This is a genomic window from Pseudomonas sp. GL-RE-26 (assembly GCF_019956275.1).
Lineage (GTDB): Bacteria > Pseudomonadota > Gammaproteobacteria > Pseudomonadales > Pseudomonadaceae > Aquipseudomonas > Aquipseudomonas grandcourensis.
This window is the reverse complement of sequence record NZ_JAHBDI010000009.1, coordinates 1-14,138: the sequence shown is the minus strand read 5'-3', so window position 1 is coordinate 14,138 and position 14,138 is coordinate 1. Positions and strand designations below refer to the sequence as shown.

15 protein-coding genes are annotated in these 14,138 nt (G+C 61.9%); 1 reads left to right on the top strand and 14 read right to left on the bottom strand.

Features of this window, described 5'->3' with window-relative positions:
* Positions 1-528 carry a DUF3087 domain-containing protein gene (locus tag KGB07_RS06270; protein ID WP_046043479.1) on the bottom strand — a complete coding sequence of 176 codons (528 nt, stop codon included), beginning with the start codon at positions 526-528 and terminating at the stop codon, positions 1-3.
* Between the two features lie 226 nt (positions 529-754).
* On the opposite strand from KGB07_RS06270, the gene ppnN reads away from it, so the two are divergent.
* The gene (gene ppnN / locus KGB07_RS06265; protein WP_046043478.1) at positions 755-2,128 is read left to right on the top strand and encodes a nucleotide 5'-monophosphate nucleosidase PpnN; all 1,374 of its coding nucleotides are present in this window, start codon (positions 755-757) and stop codon (positions 2,126-2,128) included.
* 961 nt (positions 2,129-3,089) lie between these two features.
* On the opposite strand, the gene KGB07_RS06260 is transcribed toward ppnN, so the two are convergent.
* From KGB07_RS06260 to KGB07_RS06200, 13 genes are all read right to left on the bottom strand, one after another.
* Positions 3,090-3,629, bottom strand: a complete 540-nt coding sequence (locus KGB07_RS06260; RefSeq protein ID WP_046043477.1) for a type II secretion system protein — start codon at positions 3,627-3,629, stop codon at positions 3,090-3,092.
* The gene (locus tag KGB07_RS06255; RefSeq protein WP_046043475.1) at positions 3,604-3,978 is read right to left on the bottom strand and encodes a type II secretion system protein; all 375 of its coding nucleotides are present in this window, start codon (positions 3,976-3,978) and stop codon (positions 3,604-3,606) included. Before KGB07_RS06255 ends, KGB07_RS06260 begins: the two co-directional genes overlap by 26 nt.
* A gap of 4 nt (positions 3,979-3,982) precedes the next feature.
* Positions 3,983-4,456, bottom strand: a complete 474-nt coding sequence (locus KGB07_RS06250) for a type II secretion system protein (RefSeq protein ID WP_046043473.1) — start codon at positions 4,454-4,456, stop codon at positions 3,983-3,985.
* A gap of 2 nt (positions 4,457-4,458) precedes the next feature.
* Positions 4,459-6,285: a secretin N-terminal domain-containing protein gene (locus KGB07_RS06245; protein WP_046043472.1), complete on the bottom strand. Its 1,827-nt coding sequence runs from the start codon at positions 6,283-6,285 to the stop codon at positions 4,459-4,461.
* On the bottom strand, positions 6,282-6,809 hold the full coding sequence (locus KGB07_RS06240) for a hypothetical protein (RefSeq protein ID WP_046043470.1): 528 nt from the start codon (positions 6,807-6,809) through the stop codon (positions 6,282-6,284). The genes KGB07_RS06245 and KGB07_RS06240 overlap by 4 nt, the downstream gene beginning before the upstream one ends.
* Positions 6,809-7,357 (bottom strand): pilus assembly protein PilO, encoded by a 549-nt coding sequence (locus tag KGB07_RS06235; protein WP_046043468.1) that lies wholly within the window; start codon positions 7,355-7,357, stop codon positions 6,809-6,811. Before KGB07_RS06235 ends, KGB07_RS06240 begins: the two co-directional genes overlap by 1 nt.
* On the bottom strand, positions 7,344-7,889 hold the full coding sequence (locus KGB07_RS06230; RefSeq protein ID WP_046043466.1) for a PilN domain-containing protein: 546 nt from the start codon (positions 7,887-7,889) through the stop codon (positions 7,344-7,346). Before KGB07_RS06230 ends, KGB07_RS06235 begins: the two co-directional genes overlap by 14 nt.
* Position 7,890: 1 nt before the next feature.
* The gene (locus tag KGB07_RS06225) at positions 7,891-8,694 is read right to left on the bottom strand and encodes a hypothetical protein (protein ID WP_223464919.1); all 804 of its coding nucleotides are present in this window, start codon (positions 8,692-8,694) and stop codon (positions 7,891-7,893) included.
* A complete protein-coding gene (locus tag KGB07_RS06220) occupies positions 8,675-10,381 on the bottom strand; it encodes a GspE/PulE family protein (RefSeq protein ID WP_046043463.1) in 1,707 nt (568 codons plus the stop codon). The genes KGB07_RS06225 and KGB07_RS06220 overlap by 20 nt, the downstream gene beginning before the upstream one ends.
* An 83-nt stretch (positions 10,382-10,464) precedes the next feature.
* Positions 10,465-10,998: a response regulator gene (locus KGB07_RS06215; RefSeq protein ID WP_046043462.1), complete on the bottom strand. Its 534-nt coding sequence runs from the start codon at positions 10,996-10,998 to the stop codon at positions 10,465-10,467.
* A gap of 365 nt (positions 10,999-11,363) precedes the next feature.
* The gene (locus KGB07_RS06210; RefSeq protein ID WP_223464917.1) at positions 11,364-12,914 is read right to left on the bottom strand and encodes an ABC transporter substrate-binding protein; all 1,551 of its coding nucleotides are present in this window, start codon (positions 12,912-12,914) and stop codon (positions 11,364-11,366) included.
* 9 nt (positions 12,915-12,923) lie between these two features.
* On the bottom strand, positions 12,924-13,346 hold the full coding sequence (locus KGB07_RS06205; protein WP_223464915.1) for a hypothetical protein: 423 nt from the start codon (positions 13,344-13,346) through the stop codon (positions 12,924-12,926).
* Complete coding sequence (locus tag KGB07_RS06200; protein WP_046043457.1) at positions 13,343-13,999, bottom strand: SCO family protein; 657 nt, start codon at positions 13,997-13,999, stop codon at positions 13,343-13,345. Before KGB07_RS06200 ends, KGB07_RS06205 begins: the two co-directional genes overlap by 4 nt.
* Positions 14,000-14,138 lie beyond the last annotated feature (139 nt).

The window sequence follows — 14,138 nt, the reverse complement described above, 5'->3', positions numbered from 1 at the left end:
TTAGCCCCTGGCTTGTTTTACCGCTTCCAGCCATGCCGGATCCAGCCGCGTCTGTTCGATATCGATGCCCAGCGCTTGCATTCGTTCCTTGTGCTGATCCATTTCGCGGAGCAACTGGCCGTGATCGCTGGAGTTGCCGTCGAGCTGATGCATCTGGTTCAACCCCAAATGGTAGAAACGCAACAGCTTCATCGCAACCGGATCGCCCTCTTCCACGGCTGCCGTTACATGATGCATGACATTGGTAACGCTCATCAGGCTGCGCTTGAGTCGCCAACTGTAGACCGCTGGCGCCATCCATTCCTGGCGCCAGAACACCTGGCGCATCAGCGCCGCCATCGCCAGCACCGCAACAAATACGCCACCGACGTTGAAGCGCAGATTGTCGCCCCCCGGCGTGCCGAACAGAGCCACTGCCGCCGTGGACAGCACCATCGCCAGCGCCAGAAAGATCAGGGCAATGATGACCGTGCTGCGCCGCGTCTGTTGCCGGTAGGTCTGGGCGTTCATCGGCTGGATTTCGAACATTGCGTCGGGTTTCCTGAGTTTGAAAGGGGTCTGAGGCAAAAAGACAGCGGGCCATTATCGCCTCTGCGCGGGATTTAGCTATGCTGGGGCTCCTTTTCATCTTTTCATCGTCAAGCCGGGGACATGGCAAGACCGCGCAGTTCGTGCCATCTTCTTTCATGAATACACATTATTCGGATGCCATTCGTAGTTGCTGTGTGAATGACATCGTTTTAAGGATCATTGAATGACCCAACGCCAAGTTATCAACGCCTCCGTCAGCCCCAAAGGCAGCCTGGAAACGCTCTCGCAACGGGAAGTCCAGCAATTGAGCGAAGCCGGTTCCGGCAGCACCTACACCCTCTTCCGCCAGTGCGCCCTGGCCATCCTCAACACCGGCGCCCATGTCGACAACGCCAAGACCATCCTTGAAGCCTATAAAGATTTTGAAATACGCATTCACCAGCAGGACCGGGGCGTGCGCCTGGAACTGCTGAACGCCCCGGCCGACGCCTTCGTCGACGGCGAAATGATCGCCAGCACCCGGGAAATGCTGTTCAGCGCCCTGCGTGACATCGTCTACACCGAAAACGAACTCGACAGCCAACGCATCGACCTGAGCACCTCCCAGGGCATCAGCGACTACGTTTTCCACCTGCTGCGCAACGCCCGCACCCTGCGCCCCGGGGTCGAGCCGAAGATCGTGGTGTGCTGGGGCGGGCACTCGATCAACACCGAAGAATACAAATACACCAAGAAAGTCGGCCACGAATTGGGCCTGCGCAGCCTGGACATCTGCACCGGTTGCGGCCCCGGCGTGATGAAAGGCCCGATGAAAGGCGCGACCATCGCCCACGCCAAGCAACGCATCCACGGCGGCCGCTACCTGGGCCTGACCGAACCCGGGATCATCGCCGCCGAAGCGCCGAACCCGATCGTCAACGAACTGGTGATCCTGCCGGACATCGAAAAACGCCTGGAAGCCTTCGTCCGCGTCGGCCACGGCATCATCATCTTCCCGGGCGGCGCCGGTACGGCCGAAGAGTTCCTGTACCTGCTGGGCATCCTGATGCACCCGGGCAATGAAGGCCTGCCCTTTCCGGTCATCCTCACCGGGCCGAAACACGCCGCGCCGTACCTGGAACAACTGGACGCGTTCGTCGGTGCAACCCTGGGCGACGCCGCCAAGCAGCACTACCAGATCATCATCGATGACCCGGCCGAAGTGGCACGGCAAATGACCCAGGGCCTCAAAGCGGTCAAGCAGTTCCGTCGCGAGCGCAACGATGCGTTCCACTTCAACTGGCTGCTGAAAATCGACGAAGGCTTCCAGCGCCCGTTCGACCCGACCCACGAAAACATGGCCAACCTGAAACTGAGCCTCGACCTGCCGTCCCACGAACTGGCGGCCAACCTGCGCCGCGCGTTCTCCGGCATCGTCGCCGGCAACGTCAAGGACAAGGGCATCCGCCTGATCGAAGAACACGGGCCGTACCAGATCCGTGGCGACGCGGCGATCATGCAACCGCTGGACCTGCTGCTCAAAGCCTTCGTCGCCCAGCACCGCATGAAACTGCCGGGCGGCGCGGCGTATGTGCCGTGTTATCGGGTGGTGGCGTAAGACTGAGCCATGGCTATCGCGAGCAAGCGCCCACACATTGGGTTCCCGGTTTTACGCGGGACTTGTGGCCACTGAAGATCCCTGTGGGAGCGAGCTTGCTCGCGATGGCTTTGTGTAAGGCTATGATTGTTTTGCGGGTGTACATATCCGTTGCTGCGGTAACGGCGGCTATAGGTTCCGCCCTTACGGCGGGTCACTTTCGAAGAGCGCGAAAGTAACCAAAGCGCTTTGCCCCTTACATTCGGTGCCTCGCCGTGGCTCGGCCTCACGAGGGGGCGTACACCGCAACAGCGTCCGAGGCGGCCTGCCGGCCGGCCTGGTTGCTCGGTGCGTTCGTCTGTGATGTACCTGGTCGACTGGCAGGCCGCTATCGCGAGCAAGCTCGCTCCCACAGGTATTCAGTACATCTGCAAGAAATTAGGCGGCTATCAGGCCGCCATCGCGAGCAGGCTCGCTCCTACAGTTGATCCGAGTGTGCCTGCAAGAAATTGGTCGGCTGGCAGGCCGCCATCGCGAGCAAGCTCGCTCCCACAGAAAAGCAAAGGCAGAGCACCCCACACCGCGCCGCTTCTCACCACTCATCAGGCCGAGCGTTAGCTCGCCTGCAGCTTTTGATCTTGATCCACCCGCCCCCTCGGCAGGCTGAGTGGAGGTGTTCATCCGGGGATTGGCGCGCAGCGCCGTTCGACGCAGTCGAACTCATTGCATGTAGGTCGAAGCGAAGCCGACCGGAGGGCAATGCCCCCGGATGAATACCGCAGCGAAGGAACCCCGAGCCTCAGCGAGGGGCCGTACGTAAGGGGCGAGACCTTTTGGTTACTTTTGGGGCGTTTGCCAAAAGTGACCCGCTGTAAGAGCGGAACCATAAGCCGCCGTTACCGCAGCAACGGATATGTACTCAATCAACCAAGAACCTGGTCAGCCCGAAGGCCGCCTTCAAAAGCAAACCCGCTCCCAAGGTTCAAGGCTGCAATGCCTGGGGCCCGGTGGACTGTTCTTTCGGTGGTCCGCTGGTGCCATCGAGGACAACTTTCTCGGCCACGAACTGCCAGTCCTTGTAGCTGGCCATGCCTTTGAAGTCCGTCCACTGGCTGGGAAAGTTCTCTTGCTTGAGCGGCTTCTGTTCGGACGGGCAGTACACACCGCTGATCCGCCCGTTCAAATCACGCATCAACTCCCACTCGCCACCTGTCATCGGCTCCGGGTACAACTGCCGCAGATGGTGCCTGGCAGTCGGGAAACGCTCGTCCTGCAACAGGTCCGTGAGTTCTTTCGGGTACTGGGCCATACCGGGCGAACTGCGGTAATAGCTGCGCAACGCCTGGGCATATTGCGTACCGGCCCAGAGCAACTGGATTTCGCGATCCCGGCGCGAAGCGGTGGCCCACAACTCGCCGGCACTGGCCAGGCCCATGCCTATCACGACGATCAGAAACAGCACACCCAAGTAGGTAAAGCCATCCTGGTTCGAAGGCTTACCACTCGGAATACAGGCTGCCATCACGCGCCCTCCCTCTGGCTCCACTCTTGATATCGGCCACCCCGCCTGCCACGCCATCCGGTGGCGCGACCATGACCCAGGTGTCCTTGCGCTCGGCAATCGGGTCCAGCGGCTGGTTGCGCAGGTAGCGCAGTTCGACCAGCTGTTCGATGGAATCGGGATAACGCCCGGTGTCCCCGTAGTAGTGATCCAGTGCCTCGCGCATGGACGACAGACTCTGGTGCAGAGTGGTCTCCTTGGAGGCCTCGAGGCTGCTGAAGTAGCGTGGCAAGGCGATCGTCATCAGAGTCGCGATGATTGCCAGAACCACCATCAGTTCAATCAGGGTAAAGCCCTTTTGCCGACGCATATGCTCACCACTCTCGGTAGGCGATGCCATTGAGACCCTTGCCGCGTACCTTGGAGTAAACGTCAAAGACGTCCTGGCCCTCCCGCGGGTTCTCAGCCGAACTGTCGTAGGAACGCAGGCCCCAGCCGCCGCCGTCGTCACGCTTGACGGCTGCCAGCGGGTCACGGGGGATGCGCCGCAGGAAATAGAACTTGGCGCCCTTGGGACTGCGCACATCACGCACCCCCTCGACCAGCACTTGCAGGTTCGGCGGGTAGCCGCTGCTGTCGAGCGACTTCTCGATGTAGCCGGCGTCGAAGGCTTGTTTGTAGGCGTCGATGGCATCGCGGATCTGGTACAGCGCGGTCCGCAGGTCCTGCTCCTTGCCCCGGCGCACCACGGTCTCGGTCAGCGGTGCGGCCATGCCGGCCAGCAGGCCGACCAGGGCAAGCGTCACCACGACTTCGACCAGGGTAAAACCGCGTTGCGAGGCGTTCATGATCAAGGCTTCCCGACGGTAACGGTGGTGGCGATCGGTGCGCTCATGGGGTTGGTCTGAACCGTCGTGCTCATCGAACGATCCGGTGCCTGGATGTGCATGCTGGTTTCGGTACCGGTCGGGAACTCCATGTCAGACGGGCTCTGGTACGGCAGGTTGCGCACGATCCGCGGGGTGATCGACAGCACCAGTTCGGATTTGCTGACGTCGTCCTTGTTGCTGCCGAACAGGCGACCCAGGCCGGGAATGTCGCCAAGGCCGGGAATCTTGTTGCCGGTGGCGCCGTGGTCGTTGCGCACGAGCCCTGCGAGGATCTGGGTTTCGCCGTCATGCAGACGCAAGGTGGTCTGGGCGTTGCGGGTATCGACCTGGACCGGAATGGTGCCCTGTGCGGTCGGCGTCAGCGGCGTGGCGTTACTGACTTCCAGCGCGATCTTGATCGCCACTTCGTTGTTCAGGTGCACGATGGGTTGCACTTCGAGCTTGAGACCGACGTCAAGGTACGTCACGCTTTCGGTGATCACCGGGCCCTGGGTCGAAGGCACCGAGGTGGCGCTGATGATCGGCACGCGCTGACCGATGTGGATGCGCGCCTGCTCGCGGTTGCTCACCCGAATCACAGGGCTGGCCAGGGTATTGATGTCCTTGTCCTGGGCATTGATCTTGGCCTGCGGCGATGGCGAGATGGTAATCCGGCTGGAGTCGATGCCTTTGAGTTGATCAAGAATGCTCACCGCCGAGCCGTCGCTGTTGACCACGCCGAAGGTGTTGGGCCATTGCAGGCCAAGGTCGAGAATGCGTTGACGGGCGACTTCCATCACTTCCACTTCCAGCACCACTTCCGGATTGGACTGATCCTGCGATTGCAGGAGTTTTTCCGCCATGCGCACCGCGTCACCGGTATCGCGCATGGTCAGAGTGTTGAGGCGCTCATCGACAAACACGTCGCGGGTCTTGAGCATGGTCTTGATCATGTTCAGCGCCGTGTTGGCATCGATGCTGGTCAGGTAGAAGGTGCGCATCACCAGCTCTTGGTAATCCTTGATCTTCTGCGGCGAGTCCGGGTAGATCAGCACGGTGTTTTCATTCACCACTTTCTGATGCAGCTGGTTCTGTTGCAGCAGCAGTTCCACGGCGTCTTCGATACGCACGTCACGTACGAAGATCGTGGCTTTCATATCCGGGCGCAGGTCCTTGTCGAAGATGAAGTTCAGGCCGGCGACCTGGGACAGCACTTCGAAAATGGTCTTGAGGTTGGCATCGCGAAATTCCAGGGTCACCGGCCGGTCAAGGCGCGTGCGCAGTTGCGGGTACTGCACCACGTTGCGGCTCTGCACCAAGCGGATGCTGTCTTGCAATTCCAGGGCGCCGTCGTTCTTCGGGTCCAGTTCTAGAATCTGTTTGACCTGGCGGTCGGCACCGTAGATGTCACCGCGACGCAGGTCGCCACGGGCCAGTTCGAGTTTCTCATCCATGCTGCGCAGGTAGTCGAGCTGGCGCAGGGAATCCTGGGCACGACGGTTGTTCGGTTCGATGTTCAAGACCCGGCTGTAAGTCATGCGGGCCCCGGCGAAATTACGCTGGGCCCGGTCCATGTCGGCCTGGCTCAGCAGTGACTTCACGGCGAGGGCCCGTCCGTTGTTGAGGGCCATGTGCAGATCGGTATCGCGAGGGTTTTCGCGCAATCCCTCTTCGATGCGGGCCAGACCGGCTTCGTACTGGCCCGATTCGATCAGGGCGGAAGCTTCATCCCTGGCGACCTGCGCGGAACTGCATGCGGCCAGCCCTGCGCAGAGACAAAGGCTCATCAACAAACGGGATTTGTTCATTCCGTACTCCCCACAGACAAAGTCTGCGCCAAATGCAGAGGCAGGTAGACCAGGCTCAGTTCCTCATCGGAAATCCGCTCGATCCGCCAGGTTTCGTCGATGACATCCCCTTTGCGCACGACGTATATTTTTTCGCCGCTCTGCAAAAACACCTGCAGATCGGAACGGTCATCCAGCCTGCCGACAAACTGGAAGGGCATCGGTGGTGCAGTGGGGACTTGCACCACAGGAGTAACGACTACCGATTGTTCAGTGACGGTGCCGGGGGCCGGCGCCGCTATCCAACTGCGGGCGGCGAACAGGTCGCCTGCCGGGCTCAGGTCCTTGATCGGTACTACCGCAGCGGCGCTCGATGCAGCCGTCGATGCGACTGGGGTCTTGCCCTTGGTTGGCGTAGCCACGGTAGCCACGGTGACCACCGCAGGGTCGCTGTCGTCGGCCTGATTGAAGTATTCGGGGAGCCAGGCGAGCGCTGCCGCTACTCCGAAGAACGCCACCCAACCCACCACTCGTTTGGTATTCATCATGACCTCGACAGGTAAAGGGTCATGCGGATCCGCCCGGTCAGGTCGGTTTCGGCGATATTCTTGCGCGAAAGCTCCACATCCTCGAGCACCACCGCCGGCAACTGGCCGAGCAAGGCGTGCAGGAAACGCCGCAGTTGCGGATAGCTGCCGCGCACCGGCAGCAGAATCTGATAACGGGCCAGATGCGTCTTGGGGTCCACGCCCAGGGAGTATTCACCCCGGGACAAGGTGATGCGTTCCTGGGCGGCCAGGGCGTAGATCTTGTCGATGGCCACAGTGGCCTGGGGCTGGGACGGCAACTTGCTGCGAAAATCGTCGAGCTGACGCTGCGGCACCACCGGCGCGGCCACGCTGCCGTCTTCGACCTTGGCCAGGTACTCGGTGGCTTCGCGAGTCTGCTGGCTGAGGCTTTGCAGCGACTCCCAGTCCGGCAGCAACCCCACCAGGCCATAGCTCAGCGCCAGCACCAGCATGGTCATCCCTGCCAGCCCCGGAACGCCCAGGCCTTGCAGGTATTCGTGGACGATCAATTTATGGATTTGCATCGCCGATCTCCCAGGTAGCCGACAGGCTGAACTGCACCGGGTGTTCCGGCACGTTGGCGACAATTTCGTGGCTCAGCAGCGACACGTCGGACAGCTCGTCGCTGGCTTCGAGGCGGCGGTGAAAATCGAGCATGGCTTCCAGGTCCAGCGCCTCGGCGCTGATCCGCACCTGGCCCTTGCGGGCATCCGGGGTCAGGGTCAGCAGGGCAATGTTGTCCCGTGGCATGGCTTCGAGGGTGGCGAACAGGCGCTCCCAGGGGCGGCGCAACTGCTGGGAGACCTTGCGCATTTCCGCCAGGTTCTGCGCCTGCTCGCGGATTTGCGCCGGGGTCAGGCTGAGCTTGCTGCCGGTATCTCCGGTAAGCACCCGCTGTGTGGTTTGCAGGTGGCCTTGCTGTTGTTCGGCCTCGTTGCTCAGGTGCTGTTGCACCATCAGGCATGTCAGTGTCAGCACCACGCCACCGGCCAGCAGGCTCCAGCCCAAGGGGCCAGCACGGCGGCGCGGCTGAAAGTCGAGCATCAGGGGGCGCATGTCAGGCTACCGCCCGAGACATGACGTACAGGCAATCGCGTACGACTGTCCGGTCTTCTTCGAGGGTGCGCAGATGCACTCCGGGCACGTCAGGCTGCGAATCGATGCGCGCCGGTGCATGCAGGTAGACATTCAACGGCCGTTCGCTGGTGGACGCCTGCAACTGGTGTTCACGACCGATCAGCGCGGTCAGCGCGGCATCGCTGTCACTGCTGCCCACCGAACGCACCGAGGTCCAGCGCCCTTCCCGGGCCAGCAGCAACACGCTGCGTACCGGTTCGGCGACCACAAACAGGAAGTCCCCGGCCTCAAAGCTCTTATCGAAATGGTTGAACGCCGCCATCAGGTACGGCTGCACCGAACGCAGGCGCAAACCGCGAGCACTGACCAGGGCCCGCAGGCGTTCGAGCAAGTCCTGTGGCAGCGCGGTGGCGATGCGGTCGTAACCGGCGGGCTCGGCCGAGAGCACCAGGCTCCAGGGCTGCGTCGGGGCACCGTAGAGGTCTTCGAAACACAGTTGGGCGAAGCCGAGCAATTCGGCCGGGCTGCTGATCTGCTCACTCCAGGGCACCAGGCAATAGCGGCTGAAGTGCCCGGAGATCACCACGGTCAGTTCCGCCCTGGCAACGCTGTGTTCAGCCAGCAAACGGTCGAGGGTATCGAGGGCCACCGTCCAGGCCTGGAAGCCTTCGTCGATGTAGCCGACGCTGCCCAGCCAACGGGTTGCAGCGCCTTGGCGTTGCCCCAGGCCAACACCGCTGGCGCCGAGCACGGCGACAAATTGCTCACGAGATAAAAGTGACACGATTGATCTCCTCGAGCGTCGTCCGGCCTTGTTCCACCATCTCCAGCGCCGACTCGCGCAACAGGCGCAAGCCACGTTTGCAGGCGTGCGCCTTGATTTTCGAAATGGGCTGGCGCTCGACGATCATTTGCCGCAATTCGTCGTCCAGGTGCAGCAGCTCGGCAATCGCGCTACGCCCCCGATAACCGGTGCCCCGGCAATGCCCGCAGCCCTTGCCGTGGACGAACTGGTAGTGAGCGACCTTTTGCGGATCAAGCCCCGAGACCTCCAATTCTTCTTGCGTCGGGCTGTAAGGGCTGCTGCAACTGGTGCAGACCAGGCGGATCAACCGCTGGGCCAGCACGGCGTTGAGTGCCGAGACCAGGCTGTAGGGATCGATTTCCATCTGGGTGAATCGGCCGATCACGTCGAACACGTTGTTGGCGTGAATGGTGGTGAACACCAGGTGACCGGTGAGTGCCGATTGCACGGCGATCTGTGCGGTGTCCGGGTCGCGGATTTCACCGACCATGATCTTGTCCGGGTCATGCCGCAGGATCGAGCGCAGGCCCCGGGCGAAGGTCAGGCCTTTCTTTTCGTTGACGGGGATCTGCAGCACGCCCGGTAACTGGTACTCCACCGGGTCTTCAATGGTGATGATCTTGTCCACGCCGTGGTTGATCTCGGTGATCATCGCGTACAGGGTGGTGGTCTTGCCGCTACCGGTCGGTCCGGTCACCAGCACCATGCCATAGGGTTCGGCGGCCAGCCGGCGCAGCTGGCGCAGGGTTTCCTCTTCAAAGCCCAGGGCCTGCAACTGCACGCCGCAGACCTTGTCGGCGAGGTCCTGTTTGTCGAGAACCCGCAGCACCGCGTCTTCGCCGAAAATGCTCGGCATGATCGACACCCGGAAGTCGATCTGCCGGCCGCTGATGCCGATCTTGAAGCGGCCATCCTGAGGCACGCGTTTTTCTCCGATGTCCAGTTCGGCCATGACCTTGACCCGGGAAATCACTTGCTCGGCGAATTCGTTGCCCTGGATCTTGCTGATGTTGTTGAGCACACCGTCGATCCGGTACTTGATCACCAGGCCGCTGCCGGTGGTGCCGAGGTGGATGTCGCTGGCGTGCATTTTCAGCGCGTCGTACAGGGTCGAGTTGACCAGTTTGACCACGACGCTGGAGTCTTCGCTGATGCTGGTCAGGGACAGGCTTTGCAGGTTATCGATTTCGGTACCGGCGTCGCTCTGGGCGTTGAGCGACTCCACCGCATGGAAGCTTTCTTCGTGACGCGCCAGGTAGGCCTTCAGGTCATCGGCATGCACCAGGTATAGCGGCGCGCCTTGCAGGCATTCATCGATCCAGGCCAGGCGCGCACTGTCGAAGGGGTCGGCGAACACACCGATGACCGCATCGTTATGACGCAGCAGGATGAATTCACGCTTGAGGCATTGGGCCAGGGTCACCCGGTCGAACACCGGCGTGGAATTGAACAGGCTGTCGGTGTCGAGCACCGGGTAGTGCAGGGTTACGCCGAGGCATTGAATGAAAGGCATGGGAGCCAGTTCGCACAGCCCCCCCAGGGCGTCCAGCATCCGCTCGCCGGAACTGGTGGCCAGGGCTCGGGCCTGGGCCAGTTGTTCACTGCTGAAACGAGTCGGTGCACAGTCCGGTTGCGCCGGTTCTACGGCAAGGGATAGACGGTCCATGGCTGCTCTCCAACGCCCGGGGCTTTGAACCCTGTCGACGCGGCGAGGCATTTCGGCGGGGGCCGGAACGTCTTGTCGCGCCACTACTCCCCGGTGAGCAATTGTTCGTCGTCTGGCGCCATCGAGGCCGATGTACTTTTTCGGCGATCTGCCAGCACCCAACTACCGTCGTACAACTGCAACGGGAAACTCTCGGTCCTGCTCTGGCGTCGTTCGACAAAGCCTTCGCAAGTGCTCACCCCCGCTTTGGGTTCGCGTTGCCTGCCCAGAAGATCAAGCACTGCACGGGCCAATTCCGCCAATGGAAACGGCTTGAACAGGATATGGCTGACGCCCAGTTGCCGGGCCCGCTCACAAACTTCCGCGGTGGGGTGCCCTGTGATCAGCACGAAATGACACTTCCTGTTCTGGCGGACGGTATCGAGCAGCTGAAAGCCTTCCATATCGGGCAAGCGGTAATCGAACACCATCACATCGGGCGCGAAATCGCCAGCTTCAGCGATTCCTTGCGCTCCGTCGTGGGCAATCCGGACTTCCAGTGCTTGCGCCTGCAGGTAACCCTGGAGGTTCTCCGCCAGCAACTGTTCGTCATCAACAACCAGTACTTTGTTTAACAAGGTGGACTCCTTGAAACCGCAGGTCCGGGTTTTGAACCTGACGGAGTGCGCGCCCTGACTGGACTAACGCACACTTCATGCCAGGCTGAGCGCCGGTAATTTTAGGACTTCATGTCCTTGAATTTAAAAAACAATGCCTTTTCGTACCGCAGTTCCATCCCCCAAAAACGGGGAAAGCGACCGGATTGACATTGAATTTTTCCCCCCACTGTTGGGGAAACCCCCTATTGATCGTAAATCCGCTTGACTCGATTGCGCGAGCGCAATGGCGCCGATGCTCTCATTGCGGTTAAGCGTAGCCCTGCCGTTTCGCCAGTGGAAGTGTCTGCACCGGGCGGTATCGAGTTTCATCGATCGGCCTCCGGTCAGGGCGTGGCAGCAATGGGTTTATAGGGCGCGACCAGATAGAATCGCTGGTCCGGCAGATCCACCGTGACGATATGGGCACCGCTCAAGCCCAGGCGCCGGCCCGGACCAAAGCTCATCAGCGGCGTCAGCCCGGTATCGAAGTCATGCAGGCCCTCCAGGGCACTGACCAGCTTCTCGCGACTGGCATCGCGCCCGGCCTGCTTCATGCCTTCGCTGAGCAGCATCATCGAACTGAACGCGCCCACTTGCAGCACCGCGTGCTGGCCGCCGAGGCCCTGATGTTCGCGCAACTGGGTCAAGGCCAGGCGCCCGGCCAGGGTCCAGTCGCTGGGCACGAACGGAAAGGCCAGGAACACCCGCCGGGAAAATCCGCTGGGCACCTGCATCAGGTTGCCCGCCACCTGGTTCGAGGCGGCGAATAGGTAAGGCACCTGCCCCGCCGTTTGCAAGCGCTCGGCCAGACGGCTGAAGCCACTGCTGCTGCCCAGGTAAAACACCGAGCGCGACCCCAAGGGAAAATCATCCCCGGCCGGGTCATAGGCTTGCAGGCGCACCTTTTGCCAAGCGTGCCCCTGCAAGTACCTGCTGAGTTCCTGCGCCGCCAGCCGTTGGCCGGGTTCGTCCGGGTAGGCGATCAGCGTCGGCCCCTGAAGCACCCGCAGGCTGGCTCTGGCGTAGTCAGCCAAGGCGATCAATTGCTCGCGAAGGCCCGGCAGCGGTTCGAATATCTGCGGGCTGGCGTGGGGCGTGCCCTGCAAGGACAGCGGCCCGATCAGAGGAATACCGGCCTGTTCCAGACGCTCGGCGAAGTCCAGGTCCAATGCCGGCGCCAGCGGTGCGATCAGGGCAAACACCTGCTCCTCATCGATCAACCGGTCCAGCGCCTTTTCGGCACTGGCGCGGTCGGCGCCGGGGTCGAGAATGGTCAGGCGCAACTGCCGGCCATGAATTCCGCCGGCCTCGTTGATGCGCGCCACGCAGCCATTGAGCACCGCCGCCACCGTGATGCCCTCCTCGCCCAAGGGTCCGGAACCCGGCAACAACGTGCCCAGGTGCAGACTGTCGGGGGCCAGTCCCGGAATGCGGTCTTCGGCCAGGTGCTTGAGGTACGCAGTGAGGTTGAGTTGATCGTTCATCGACAACACGAACCGTGGCATCGTCGGATCGAGCCGATTGTTGCCCGGGTCGCGCCCCTCCTGGACCGCCCGCGCCAGGGTGCTTTCGCTGTAGGCCGGATAACTGCGGCCGTTGATGTGCTGCGGGCCCTGGCTGCTGGCCAGTCGCGACCAGCGCAGGTCCGGCGGTCGCACCTCGCCTTCCGCGCGCCCGAGGCCATCTTCGCCATGACAACTGGCGCACGGCAGGCGAGTGGCCGGCAGCAGCATGCCCGCTGCGCCGACCCGGACCATGACCGGTTCGCCGCTGGCCGACACGCCTTCGTGGTACAGCCGTTTACCGGCACTTTCGCTGAGGCTCAGCGGCAGCGCCTGGGCGGTGAGCGCGATGCCGCCGAAGAGCATCAGGCCAAAGACGAGGGCAGTATTCATGGCCGTGGCTCAGCGACCGGCCACGGGCATTGTCAGCAATTGCAAGCGCTGGACAATGGAGGCGGCCGGGGCGGCGGAACGGATTTTGCTCCAGCGCCTGTTCGCCGCGTCACGGACGATCAACCGGGTGGAGTGTTGCGCGGGGAGCGGCACGATCTGGCCGATGCGCCCCCATACAAGGTCCATTTGCACCTTGTCGTCGGTAAGAAAAAACCAGTGGGGCCCATCGATGCCCTGTTTCAAGGTGCAAGCCTTGAGTACCGCCGGCGAGTTGCGCAGCGGATCACTGGTAAGGGAGATAAAGGTGCTGTCGTTCTGGTCCTGCATGGGTGTGTCGGTGGACGGTTGCGCTACGGGCACGGTCTGTTCATGCCTTTCGCGGGCAAATGCCCTTGAACTGCAAATGCAGTGAAAGACGCCCTGGGCGCTCATGGCTGATGCTCCATGGCGATGGCGGTGTGCTTGGCGTGGGCGTTGCGTTCGCCTCTGAGCCTCTCGACGGCCCGGGCCAGCTCTGTCGGGTCGGTGAGACCGTAGTAGCGGGTCCAGAAACGGTTGTTGCCGTCCCCCACCAGAATCAGCGGCGAGTGGTTCTCGAAACCACCGCTGTAGGCGCCCAGGCCCTTGAGCGTGGCATCAACCGACTGCGGCGTACCGGTCAGCCAGCTCCAGCCCGGTCCCTTCTGGAAAGTGCGGGCGTAGTCGTTCAGGCGTTGGGGATCATCACGCTGCGGGTCGATGCTGATCGACACCAGTTGCACCTCGGTGCCGACCCGCGCGCCCAACTGTTTCTGCACCCTGCCCATGATCGAGGACACCACCGGACAAACCGTGGTGCAGTTGGTGTAGATGAAACCCATGACCACGATCTTGTTGCTCACCAGGTCTTTTTCCAGGCTGACGACTTTGCCGTTCTGGTCCAGCAGGGCCACGTCGGCAAACCTGATCCGGGCGGTCTCCGGGCTGGCGCTGCTGGCCGACATGTCGTGCCCGGTGTGCTCGTCCGCCGAGTGAGCCAGCGCCTGGTCGATACCGAAGGCCAACAGGCAGAACGTCAGCAGGCCGCAATGCGCGAATCGGTCCATGTCAGTTTCCTCTTGGTGGTGTATCGCCACTTCTCGACAAACCGACCGGAGCAATCCGCATGCCACAAAAAAATACGTTATTAATCAGTTTGTTATAATCACGACTTGATAGGTCGGGGGATATTCCCCACCCAATCCC

Excerpts from the sequence above, each read along its gene's own strand:
- KGB07_RS06270 (WP_046043479.1), bottom strand. The coding sequence starts at position 528 with ATGTTCGAAATCCAGCCGATGAACGCCCAGACCTACCGGCAACAGACG.
- ppnN (WP_046043478.1), top strand. The coding sequence starts at position 755 with ATGACCCAACGCCAAGTTATCAACGCCTCCGTCAGCCCCAAAGGCAGC.
- KGB07_RS06260 (WP_046043477.1), bottom strand. The coding sequence starts at position 3,629 with ATGGCAGCCTGTATTCCGAGTGGTAAGCCTTCGAACCAGGATGGCTTT.
- KGB07_RS06255 (WP_046043475.1), bottom strand. The coding sequence starts at position 3,978 with ATGCGTCGGCAAAAGGGCTTTACCCTGATTGAACTGATGGTGGTTCTG.
- KGB07_RS06250 (WP_046043473.1), bottom strand. The coding sequence starts at position 4,456 with ATGAACGCCTCGCAACGCGGTTTTACCCTGGTCGAAGTCGTGGTGACG.
- KGB07_RS06245 (WP_046043472.1), bottom strand. The coding sequence starts at position 6,285 with ATGAACAAATCCCGTTTGTTGATGAGCCTTTGTCTCTGCGCAGGGCTG.
- KGB07_RS06240 (WP_046043470.1), bottom strand. The coding sequence starts at position 6,809 with ATGAATACCAAACGAGTGGTGGGTTGGGTGGCGTTCTTCGGAGTAGCG.
- KGB07_RS06235 (WP_046043468.1), bottom strand. The coding sequence starts at position 7,357 with ATGCAAATCCATAAATTGATCGTCCACGAATACCTGCAAGGCCTGGGC.
- KGB07_RS06230 (WP_046043466.1), bottom strand. The coding sequence starts at position 7,889 with ATGCGCCCCCTGATGCTCGACTTTCAGCCGCGCCGCCGTGCTGGCCCC.
- KGB07_RS06220 (WP_046043463.1), bottom strand. The coding sequence starts at position 10,381 with ATGGACCGTCTATCCCTTGCCGTAGAACCGGCGCAACCGGACTGTGCA.
- KGB07_RS06210 (WP_223464917.1), bottom strand. The coding sequence starts at position 12,914 with ATGAATACTGCCCTCGTCTTTGGCCTGATGCTCTTCGGCGGCATCGCG.
- KGB07_RS06205 (WP_223464915.1), bottom strand. The coding sequence starts at position 13,346 with ATGAGCGCCCAGGGCGTCTTTCACTGCATTTGCAGTTCAAGGGCATTT.
- KGB07_RS06200 (WP_046043457.1), bottom strand. The coding sequence starts at position 13,999 with ATGGACCGATTCGCGCATTGCGGCCTGCTGACGTTCTGCCTGTTGGCC.